Raw genomic sequence first — 11407 nt, forward strand, 5'->3', positions numbered from 1 at the left:
GTGTGCGAGGCCGCGCGCGCGTCGATGACGCCGCCGCCACGCCCGTCGTTTTTCGTCGGGCGGCAGGGCGAGCTGGACCGCGTGCTGCGCCCGCTGCTTTCGGGCAGTCCGATCGTGCTGCAGGGCGAGCCGGGCGTGGGCAAAACCACGTTTCTGGCGGCGATCGCCATGCACGAGCGCACCCGCCAGCGCTTCCGCCGCATCTGGTGGATCGACGATCCGGCGCGGCTGGATCAAACGCTGGCGCTGGCGCTCAATTTGCCGCACGTGCTGGCCGAACAGGACCCCGTGCTGCGCATGAGTCTGCTGGCGGCGCAGTTCAACGACAATACGCTGCTGGTGGTAGACAACGCGATCAGCGGCGAGATCGACCTGGGCGGACTGTATCGCCTGACGCCGCACGTCCTGGTTGCCTTCGAGACGGCCCCTGAGATGCCCGATCCTGACGAGCCGCTGCCCGACGATCCTGAGGGTGTGGTGACGCTGCGCCCGCTGGACGATACGGCGGCGGTCGATGCGCTGGCGCACTTCGCCGGGATCGAGGACACGCGGCGCATTCGCGGCGACCTGCTGCGCGTGGCGCGGGAGCTGAGCAGTTTTCCGTACGCGCTGGTGCTGGCCGGGCTGCTGATGAAACAGGATCGCCTGTCGCTGGACGAGCTTGAGGATCTGCTGGCGATCGGTGAGGTGATGGCGGCGCACGCGGCTCAGGTCGAGGACGGCGCGGAGCCGGTCCCGCCGCATTTGCTGGCGCTGAACCGCGTGCTGGACGTGTCGCTGGGCGCGCTGCCGGGCGATTACCGCGCGCTGGTGGAGGCGTTCGCGGCGTTCCCGATGGACGGCGCGCCGTTCGAAGGGCTGCACGCGGCGGCACGGATCGGATCGGCGCTGGCGACACGGCGCGGCCTGACGGCGCTGGAACAGTACGGCTTCGTCCGGCCCGATTTCCACGACGGGGCGCGGGCGGTGATGCACCCGACCGTGTACGCGCGGGCCGCGGTGGTCGATCCGCACGGGAGCGCGGTCGGCAAGCGGATGCGCGGCTGGGCGCTGCAAACGGCCAAAGAACACGCGAGCGATCCGCTGGCGCTGTATCAGGTCGAGGGCGCGCTGCGCTACGCGCTGGCCGTGTCGGAGAGCCTGCCGGAAAAATCCGCCCCGCTGGACAAGGCGCTGCGCCCCTATTTGCAGGAATATACGCCGGGGCTGGCGGGTAATACCAACGCGCCGGTCACGGATGGGCCGCGCGGCGAAGGCACGGCGCTGACCGTCGAAGGGCTGCGCCAGACGGACGAGGGCGCGTACGAAGTCGCGGAGCAGACGCTTCAGCGGGCGCTGGACCTGCGCCGCGAGCACGACAGCGCGCACGCCCTGGCCGAGACGATGGTCGCGCTGGGACGGCTGTACGACGCGATGGGGCGCTATGCGCAGGCGGAAAAGCTGCTGGTTGACGCGGCGGAGATCGTGTTCAACCTGGGCGCGGAAGAATCGGTGAGCGTGCTGCGGCGCTGTTTGGCGCGTGTGTACCGGCATATGGGGCGGCTGAATGATGCGCTGGCCGTGCTGGACGAAGCCGCCGAGGCGCACCTGGAACGCGCCATGATCCTGCGCGCGCAGGGGCATTATGCCGACGCCATGCACGAGATCGACTGCTCGCCGGACGCGTCGCCGTATTTACGCTCGGAAATGTCGCTGCTGGCCGGGCATTACGCCGAGGCGCTGGCGGCCATCGCGGAAGAGGACGATCCGGCGACGGGGCATCTGCGCGCCCAGATCTACCACCTGGAAGGGTCAAGCGATCAGGCCATTCGCGGCTACGAGATGGCGCTCGAAACGTGCGCGCCGGACGATCCGGCGCGGGCGCGGTCGCTGCGCGGGTTAGGCGCGGCGCTGGCCAGCGGCGAACAGTATACGGCGGCGTGCAGCGTGCTGGAAGAAGCACTGGCACTGCATGAACAGGGCGGCCAACCGGACCGGCTGGGACAGGGCCGCACGCTGCGGCTGCTGGCGGCGGTGTATTACGTCGCGGGGGATACGCGTCACGCGGCGGAGACGGCGCGCGCGGCGCTGGAACACCTGGAAGGCACGAAAGCCGCCGAAGACATCGCGGACACCTGCCGGACGTTGGGGCGGGCGCTGTGGCGGCTGGAAGATTACGAGGGGGCGCAGGACGCCTTCGAGCGCGAGGTCAACGCCGCGCAGGGCATGACGATCCGCAACGAGGCGCGGATCGGCGTGGCGCTGCACCATCTGGCGGATACGTACCGCATGTCGGGCAGCATCGACCGCGCTGTGGCGAATTATCGCCGCGCGCTGACGCACAAGAACGCCGCGCTGGACCCGACCGGTTATTTCATCACGCAGGTGGCGCTGCATCGCGGGCTGGTGGAGCAGGGACGCCTGCAGGCCGCGATGGACGTGGCGCAGGAGATCCTCGATCAGCTCGAAAAACAGCCGCATCCCGATTTACAGCAGCTCGGTTTTGCCGAGATGCTGCGCGCCCGCACGCAGCAGGGGATGGATCGCCCGATCAGGGCCGGGCAGTCGCTTCAGGAATGGACGCAGGTCCTGACGGCGCGCGCAGACGAGGCGCTGGTCGACTCGCGCCTAGGGCTGCGCGTGCTGGTGTTGGGGCTGGCGTCCCGATCGCTGCTGGCCGACCAGCGGCCCAGCCTGGCGCTGACGGCGGCGCAAGAGGCAGTGCAGATCGCGGAGGCGGAATTCCCGCACAGCCCGGCGGCGTGGGCGGCACGGCGCGACCTGGGCGAAGCGTACATGGCGCTCGATCAGGTCGAGGAGGCGGTGCTGGCGCTGGAACCGCTGCTGGACGACGCGGTGCGCGCCGAACCGGCGACGTATGCGGCGGCGCAGACGATCACCGGGCAGGGCTACCGGCGGTTGGGCGAGATCGAGGAGGCGCTGGCGCATCTGCGGCTGGCGTTCGAGACGGAGCCGGAGCCGCATCTGCGCGGGCTGATCCAGGAAAGCCTGGGCGAAGGGCTGCTGGCGCTCGGCAGACCGGTCGAGGCGATCGAGAGCCTGCGCGCGGCGGCGGAACTGGTGGACCGCAAGGAACATCCCGACGTGGCGGCGCGCATTTTGACCGCGCTGGCGCATACGCTGGGCGGGCAGAACCGCTACGCCGAGGCGATCGACGTGTATGAGGATGCGCTGGTGGTGCTGCGCAGCGTGGAGGACGCCAACCCCACGCATACGGCGGACGTGCTGCGATCGCTGGGGCAGACGCACGAAGCGCAGGGCCAGCTTGCGGAGGCGGCGCGCGCGTACCGGCGGGCGTTGAACATTTTGGAGAAGGTCGAGTCCCCGCGCCAGATGCGCGACACGCTGCACCTGCTGGCGCGCGTTACGGGGGCGATGGGCGATCAGAGCGCGGTGCAGCTTTACGAGCAGACGTTCGAGCTGACGCAGCAGATCGGCAACCCGCGCGAGATCGGCGTGGTGCTGCGCGAACTGGGCGATGTGCACCGCGATGCGGAGCGCACCGGGGCCGCCGTGCAGTGCTACCAATCGGCGTTGGAACACCAGCCCGCGAGCGAGTTCCCCGACGAGCGCGTGGCGACGCTGCGCAACCTGGGCCGGGCCTACGCGCGGATGCAGCGCTACGACGAGGCGCGCGCGATGTGGGCCGAAGCGCTCGACCTGTCGCGCGATCTGCCGGATAAATCACCGCTGCAAATCGCGCTGACGTATTATTCCATCGCGGAGGCGCACCGCGTGCAGGAGCATTATCCCGAAGCGGAAAAAGCCTACCGCGAGGCGCTGAAGCTGCACGTGCCGGGCACGGTCGAGACGGCGGCGACGCTGCGCGCGCTGGGGCAGGTGCTGCACGCGGCGGGCCGCTATGACGATGCGGTAGACGCGCTGCGCAGGGCGTTCGAGGCGGAAAAGGCGCAGCCGCAGCAGGCGAACGCGCGGCTGGTCCAGACGCTGCAACTGCTAGCGACGACGCACGAGGCCCGGCAGGATCTCGTGCAGGCGATCGCGCGGCATCACGAGGTGCTGGTGTACATGGACCGGCGCTTGCAGCCCGTGGCCTACGCGGAGACGCTGCGCGCGTTGGGCAGGCTCTACCGCGACAGCCAGAAATATGACCAGGCGCTCAAGGCGCTGGAAGAAGCGCTCGAAATCGAAAACGGGCACGCGCCGCGCAGCGACGACCGGATCAGCGCGACGCTGCAATCCATCGCGGACACGTACCGCGCGGCGGGCGAGCTGGAACGCGCCGCCGAATATTACCAGCGCGTGACGCTGTACGAGAACATGGCCCGGCGCGCTTCGGAGGATCTGCGCGATACGCTGGACGAGCTGGAACGCCGCCGCGCGACGCTGCAAGCGGCGGAACAATCGCTGGCGCTGCTGGACCTGAGCGACAACGCCGACCTGAAGGACCTCGCGTTCATCTACGCGCTGATCGCGCGGTCCCATGCGGGGCTGAGCCAGCCGCGCGAGAGCGCCGAGGCGATCGAAACGCTGATGGATATCCTCATGACGCACCGCGAGGACGTGCGCGCCGATGCCGGGCCGCCGGATAACCGGGCGCTGGCGTGGCTGATCGCGGCGCGTGAGGCGCAGGACGGCGGGCGGATCGAGGCGGCGCAGGACGCGTGCAGCGCGGCGCTCGATCAGGTGCACAACGCCAACCTGCGCTGGGTGATCCAGCAGGTCGAGCGGTCGGTGGGCTGATCGTTGGGCGGTCGTTTTTGCGCGTCGGCAGGGGCGAGGGCAAAGGAACAACGGGCGGGTCGAAGTCCCGTAGACATTAAGCTAACGGACCAGACAGGATCGTTTCCCCTGGCGTGAAATCAAAGCGCCAGCGGTGATAACCGTAGGGGTAGAGCTTGCTCTACCCGTTTTTTCTCTTAACGGGCGATGCAAGCATCGCCCCTACGAAAAGCGTGACAGTCTGTTTTCCCCTTAAACGGGCTCAACTTAGTGTGTATGAGTTGAGGACTCGCCTTTTTTGCGCCCCCGGAATTGGCGCACGGCGGTTGGGAGCGGGGCGTGCGGCGCGCGCTCCTTGCGGGGGCGCTTAGCTCGGCGTAAACAATGCTGATCGCGGGGCAGACTGCCGTCATCGTGCGCGGAAAATGGTGCTGTTTGACCTAAGAGACCCGGGTGAGATCGGGTAGAATAAGGCCAAACCAGGAACGAAGTCGAGCCGGGCGGGGGCGGACCATCGGATTTTGGCCACATACACGTGGTGAATGACTTCCAGAACAGCGTCGTGTTCGACTCTATCCCGGTCTATTTGATGCCCATGCGCGGGCAGATTGGTTATGAGCGGGCGCGCAGCGAAGTTCGATGTACCGCCAGCAATGCAGCCGCAAGAATGAAGAGATCCAATGATGATACCCCACGAACGACTCGTCGATATTTTCAAAGCACTGTCAGATCCCAACCGCCTGCGCCTTTTCGAGTGCCTGCTGGAAAGCGACCAAACCAACACTGAGCTGATGAACGAAGTCGGACTCAGCCAGAATTTGCTGTCGCACCATCTGAGTGTGCTGGTCGATGTCGGTCTGATCTCCGTGCGCCAGAGCATCGGGGACGCGCGCCGCCGCTACTACATCCCCAACATGGAGGTCCCGCACCTGCTGTCGCTGTGGTGGTGGCAGCAAGGATTGGCGGTTGACCGGCCCTGCCCGCCGCTGCGCCACCCGAAGACCGTGTTGTTTTTGTGCCGCAAAAACGCCGCCCGCTCGTTGATTGCCGAAGCGATGACGCGCGCCATCGCGCCGCAAACGCTGATCCCGTACAGCGCCGGGATCGACGCGGGCACGATGCCCGCGCAAGTGCTCGAAGGGCTGGCGCGGTGCGGCATTTCCGGCGACGGCCTGTACACCAAACAGTATCCCGAACTGCCGACCATGACGTTCGACTACCTGATCACGGTGTGCGATCGCGTGCACGAGCCGGGACTGCCGCCGGAACTGTCGTACCGGCGGTGCCTGCACTGGTCGATGGTCGATCCTGAGGAGGCGAACAGCAGCGAGGAAGACTTCACTGCCGCGATGGACGCGCTGTGCGACGAGATCCGGCACCGTCTCATGCTGTTCGCGCAGCGGGTGGCCGCGCAGGATGCTGCGGACGCTGCGGACGCTGACGTAAGCTGAGCGTAGGGTGAGCGCGCCGGGCGCGTGTGCCGGAACCGGGCCGGAATTTGATACAATAGCGTACAGGTTCTCCGGATCGCCGGAGGGTGACGCTCGTATCGTAAGCACAGTCCGTTTACTGTTGGGGAGGTCCCGGTGCATCGTCGCAGCCTGATTACCGTTGTCCTGGCGCTGCTGCTCCTATCCACATCCATGTCTGTTGGCAGCGTGCGCGCGGCTGGTCCTGATCGCGCGGCATGCCTGCAAAGCCCTTTTGGTCCCGGCTGTACGGCAGGGCTGCCCAGCGTCGAGTACCAGATGCTGCTAGACGAGATGCTGCTGCATCCGTCGCCCAACGTGCGGCAGGTCCCGGTCGATGAAGACGAACTGCTGCGGTTTGCCTTCCGCAAGATCGTCGGCGGGGCCGCCACGATCTACGACGCGCCGGACGGCAACCCGGTCGGCACGATCGACGAGGGCTTCAATTACGTCACGGTGACCGATACACAGGGTGATTGGATTCAGATCAACGACGGGCAGTGGATGCCCGCCAGCCAGCTTGCCATCGCACGTCCGAGCGAGTTTACGGGCGTTTACATCGACGATCCGCTGCCGTATACGATGGCGTGGATGCTGCTGCCGACCTATGCCAGCGTTTCACCCGGCGCGGAAGGCGACCAGTCGCGCCCGATCCTCGAACGGTATACGCGCGTCAACATTTTTGCGACCGCGACCGTGGGCGATTGGGAATGGTATCTCGTGGGGCCGGACCAGTGGGTCAAACAGACGCAGCTTGCGCGCGTGCTGTACATCGAGCGTCCGGCGCAGGTGAAGGGGCGCTGGTTCGCCGTGGACCTGTTCGAGCAGGTGCTGGTGGCCTATGAGGACGATACGCCCGTGTACGCCACGCTGATTTCGTCGGGCCTGCCCGACTGGGAGACGAACGAAGGCACGTTTACGGTCTGGGCGCGGCAGGTCAACGGCCACATGAGCGGCGCGGAAGGCCAGACGGACTTTTATTCGCTCGAAAACGTGCCGTGGGTGATGTATTACGACAACGCGATCTCGCTGCACGGGACGTACTGGCACGACGGCTTCGGCTACCGCCACAGTCACGGCTGCGTCAACATGAGCATCACCGACGCGCACTGGGTCTACCAGTGGAGCATGGATGGCGGTTACAGCACGCCGTACGTGTACGTGTACAGCTCGGGTGAGTATAAGTAGCGGGAGATCAGCGATTAGCGATTAGCCGCTGGCGGTTCGCCAAAGCAACCGCGATTCCCTCCAGTCAAGTTTTGGGGGGGAAGATCGGCACAATCACAACGCGCATTACGGGCGGGATTCCAGTCTCGCCCGTTTTTTGTTCCCGCTGAAGTTGGGCGCGCGCTATGCGGAGCCGATTTATAAGAAATCGGTTAAATCTATTTGTATCCGATTGTGAAAAATAGTACAATATAATTGTCAGCGGAGGAAAATAAACTTCTTTCATCGTCGTACCATTCCCTCCGCTCAAAAGGACAACAGCATGGAACTCAAGGGACTGGCAGGCAAGACGGCGCTCGTGACGGGCGCGAGTTCGGGCATTGGCCGTTCGACGGCGCTGCTGTTCGCCCAGCAGGGCGCGAACGTCGTGGTCAGCGATGTTGACGTTCCCGGTGGTGAAGAAACCGTGCGGTTGATCAAAGAAGCAGGCGGCAACGCGATCTTCGTGTGCTGCGACGTGTCGAACGCCGAGGACGTGAAGGCGCTGATCCGGCGCACCGTGGACACGTATGGGCGGCTCGACTGTGCGGTAAATAACGCGGGCATCCTGGGGCGGTTCGTCCCCACGGCCCAGTATGACGAGGCGATGTTTGACCAGATCATGGCGGTGAACGCGCGCGGCGTGTTCCTGGGCATGAAGTACGAGATCGAGGCGATGCTGCAAAACGGGGGCGGGGCGATCGTCAACACGTCCTCGGCGGCAGGACTGGTCGGCATTCCGGGCATCGTCGGCTACAGCGGCAGCAAACACGCGGTGGTCGGCATGACCAAGACCGCCGCCGCCGAATACGCCCGGCAGGGCATCCGCATCAACGCTGTGAATCCCGGCGGTGTGCTGACGCCGATGGTGTTCAACATCGAACGGCCTGCGACTCCGCCGCCTGCGGATCAGCCCGATCCGCACCCGATCGGGCACTCGGCCCAGCCGGAGGAAATCGCGGCGGCGATCGTGTGGCTGTGCTCGGACGCGGCTTCGTTTGTGACGGGCATCGCAATGCCGGTGGACGGCGGCCTCGTCGCCGTCTGATCGCCATCGCGCGGCGATCACCGGCCTACAAGCGCACCCCGAAGGGTGCGCTTTTTTGTGCGTCGCGCCGGAGCGCGTCTACCCCGATTTCCCCCCAAACACTTTCAGCATTATTATTACATTCACCATAAAGATGGCTTACTGCATGCGGGTAAATGCGGTCGATAAAGGGGACCTCTCTATGCTTACACCTGGCCAGATCCGACCGGTCATTCCTCAGTCACTGGAGGGCATTGATTTGCCCGGTTTGACTGGAGAACGCGGGCAGGTGCGGGATAATTTTGTACTGCACGATGGTCGCCGGGTGGTGATCAGCACCGACCGCTTCACGGTTTTTAACCAGCAGGTGGGATTGATCCCGTATAAGGGGCAGGTGCTGAACCAGCTCACGCTGTGGTGGTTCGAGCAGACGGCGAACATCATGCCGAATCACCTGATCGACGTGGTGGACCCCAACACGACGATCGCGCTCACCGCGCACCCCCTGCCGATCGCGGTGGTGGTGCGGGCGTTCCTCAGCGGCGTGACGCCGTCGAGCCTGTGGACGCGGTACGAAGCGGGCGAGCGCAGCATTTACGGCCATACATTCCCCGACGGTCTGCGCAAAAACCAGGAACTGTCCCAGCCGATTGTGACGGCCACCTCGAAGGCGTTCGGGCGGGCGCACGACCAGCCGTTGACGCACGAGGAGATCGTGGCGCTGGGGGTCGAGCCGGGGCTGTGGGAGCGCATTCAGGACAAGGCGCGCAAACTGTTCCTGCTCGGCCAGCAGATGTGCATCCTCTCCGACCTGATCCTGGTGGACAGCAAATACGAGTTCGGGCTGGATCTCAACGGCGATCTAGTGCTCATCGACGAGCTGCACACGCCGGACAGCAGCCGCATGTGGCGGTCGGATACGTACGACGAGCTGTTCGAGGAAGGCCGCGAGCCGGAAAGCTTCGACAAAGAGTTCGTGCGGCTGTGGTATCAGGCGCAGGGCTTCCGCGACGGCGACAAACTGCCGCCGCTGCCGGAGGATATGCTCATCACCATCAGCCAACACTACCAGGGCGTCTACGAGATGCTGACCGGCACCGCGTTTCTGCCCGCCAGTTATCCGGCCCAAAAGCGGATCTGGGCCGCACTGCGCGCCGCAGATGTGGTAGGGTAGAGATACGTCATGTGACGAGGGTGAAACCCTCGCCGCTTCCACCAGGGGCCATTAGCCCCCGGACCCCGCCTTACGGCGTTACACCGTGCGGCAAGCAGGTTTTCGAAGGTACAGCGTCCTGCAAAACGGGGCAAGGTCATTTGTGCCCTGGCGGCAGGTTGTGTTGTGTTCGCGGGCCGGGTCGGGCCCCAGTTCCCTTCGTTCGGTGACCGATGCGGATCAAGCCGACGCTTGAAATGATCCGCACTCGGACGGATACTCACGCCGCTGACGCGGCAGTCGTACAGGTTGGGCGCAACAAACAGGGTGGCTCGGAGAGCGAAGCCGCTTATATTTATATTCTATATCGCCGGTACGCAGTTCGGTGTGCCGGGCTGATCTGGAGGGGAGAACCGGCATGCGCCACGTGCTCGTGGTGGGCGGCGGCGGGCGAGAACACGCCCTGGCCTGGAAGCTGGCCCAATCGCCGCGTGTGGGGCGGATCAGCGTCGCTCCCGGCAACGCGGGGACGGCGCAGTTCGCGCACAACGTGGACATCGACGCCACGGATATCGTCAGCCTGATGGAATTCGCGGAGACGGAACAGGTCGATCTTACCGTGGTCGGGCCGGAAGAACCGCTGGCGAGCGGGTTGGTGGACCAGTTCGAGGCGGCGGGGATGCGCATCTTTGGTCCCCGGCGGCAGGCGGCCCTGATCGAGACGTCCAAGAGCTTCGCCAAGCGGCTGATGATCGCGCACGGCGTGCCGACGCCGCGTTATGAGGTCGTGACCAACCTGGAAGACGCGCGCGAATTTCTGCTGACGCACCCGGTCGATCGCGTCGTGATCAAGGCGGACGGGCTGGCGCGTGGGAAAGGCGTGTTTTTGCCGCGCGGCGAGACGGATGCCGAAGGGATTTTACGCTCGCTGCTGGAACGCGATGCGCTGGGCGGGGCAGGTCGCCGCGTCATCCTCGAAGAACGGCTGCACGGCGACGAACTGTCGTTGATGGCGTTCACCGACGGGCATACCCTGGCGCTGATGCCTTCCGTGCGCGAATACAAACGCCTGCGCGACGAGGGCATCGGGCCGAACACGGGCGGTATGGGGGCGCACGCGCCCGCGCCCGCCGTCTCGCGCGAGCTGGCGCTGCGCATCAGCCGCGAGATCATCGAACCGGCGCTGGCCGGGCTGCAAAGCGACAACTGCTGCTTCGCCGGGGTGATCTACGTGGACGTGATGCTGACCCCCACGGGGCCGCAGGCGCTGGAACTCAACGCGCGGTTTGGCGATCCCGGCGCGCAGGCCGTTTTGCCGCTGCTGGAAACCGATTTGCTGGATGTGATCGACGCGTGCATCGACGGCACGCTGAACACGCTCGACGTGCGCTGGTCGCATGACGCGGCGGTGTCGGTGGTGCTGGCGACGGCGGGCTATCCCGAGCGCAGCGATCCCGGGCTGCGCGTCGCCATGACGCGCGACGTGCCGGACGACGTGCTGATGTTCCACGCGGGCACGCGCTGGCTGGACAGCGGCGTGCTGGTTACGACGGGCGGGCGCGTGCTCGACGTAACGGGCGTGGGGCCCGATCTCACGGCGGCAGCGCAGTGCGCCTATCGCGGCGTGCGGTGCGTGAGCTTCGACGGGATGCAGTACCGGCGCGACATCGGGCTGCTGCGGTCGCAGTGGGAGTAGGGGCGACGACGGAAAGCCAAGTGCGGACCTCACCCCCGGCACCAGAGGAGCAGGAATCAGGGACTGGGTGCTAGGGATTAGGGAAAAGCAAGAGCAAAAGCAACCACGACCTCACCCGCGGCCCCTCTCCAACTTGATTCTGGGAGAACGACACTTTTGAGGGGGAAGGTTGA

At 65.6% G+C, this 11407-nt stretch carries 6 protein-coding genes; all 6 read left to right on the forward strand.

The genetic code is table 11. The annotated features are described in order from the left end of the window. The coding region (locus tag V7116_RS23385) for a tetratricopeptide repeat protein (protein ID WP_324394406.1) at positions 1-4704 on the forward strand (4704 nt) is incomplete at its 5' end. 659 nt (positions 4705-5363) lie between these two features. Then, positions 5364-6134, forward strand: a complete 771-nt coding sequence (locus tag V7116_RS23390) for a metalloregulator ArsR/SmtB family transcription factor (protein ID WP_324394407.1) — start codon at positions 5364-5366, stop codon at positions 6132-6134. 135 nt (positions 6135-6269) lie between these two features. After that, entirely contained in the window at positions 6270-7340 is a 1071-nt protein-coding gene (locus tag V7116_RS23395) for a L,D-transpeptidase (protein WP_324394408.1), read from the forward strand. Positions 7341-7641: 301 nt separating this feature from the next. Further along, complete coding sequence (locus V7116_RS23400; RefSeq protein WP_324394409.1) at positions 7642-8406, forward strand: glucose 1-dehydrogenase; 765 nt, start codon at positions 7642-7644, stop codon at positions 8404-8406. Positions 8407-8587: 181 nt separating this feature from the next. After that, positions 8588-9559, forward strand: coding sequence for a phosphoribosylaminoimidazolesuccinocarboxamide synthase (locus V7116_RS23405; RefSeq protein WP_324394410.1), 972 nt, complete (start codon positions 8588-8590; stop codon positions 9557-9559). Positions 9560-9956: 397 nt separating this feature from the next. Beyond that, complete coding sequence (gene purD / locus V7116_RS23410) at positions 9957-11234, forward strand: phosphoribosylamine--glycine ligase (RefSeq protein WP_324394411.1); 1278 nt, start codon at positions 9957-9959, stop codon at positions 11232-11234. Positions 11235-11407: the final 173 nt, after the last annotated feature.

The sequence above is a fragment of the Aggregatilinea sp. genome (assembly GCF_036822615.1).
Lineage (GTDB): Bacteria > Chloroflexota > Anaerolineae > Aggregatilineales > Aggregatilineaceae > Aggregatilinea.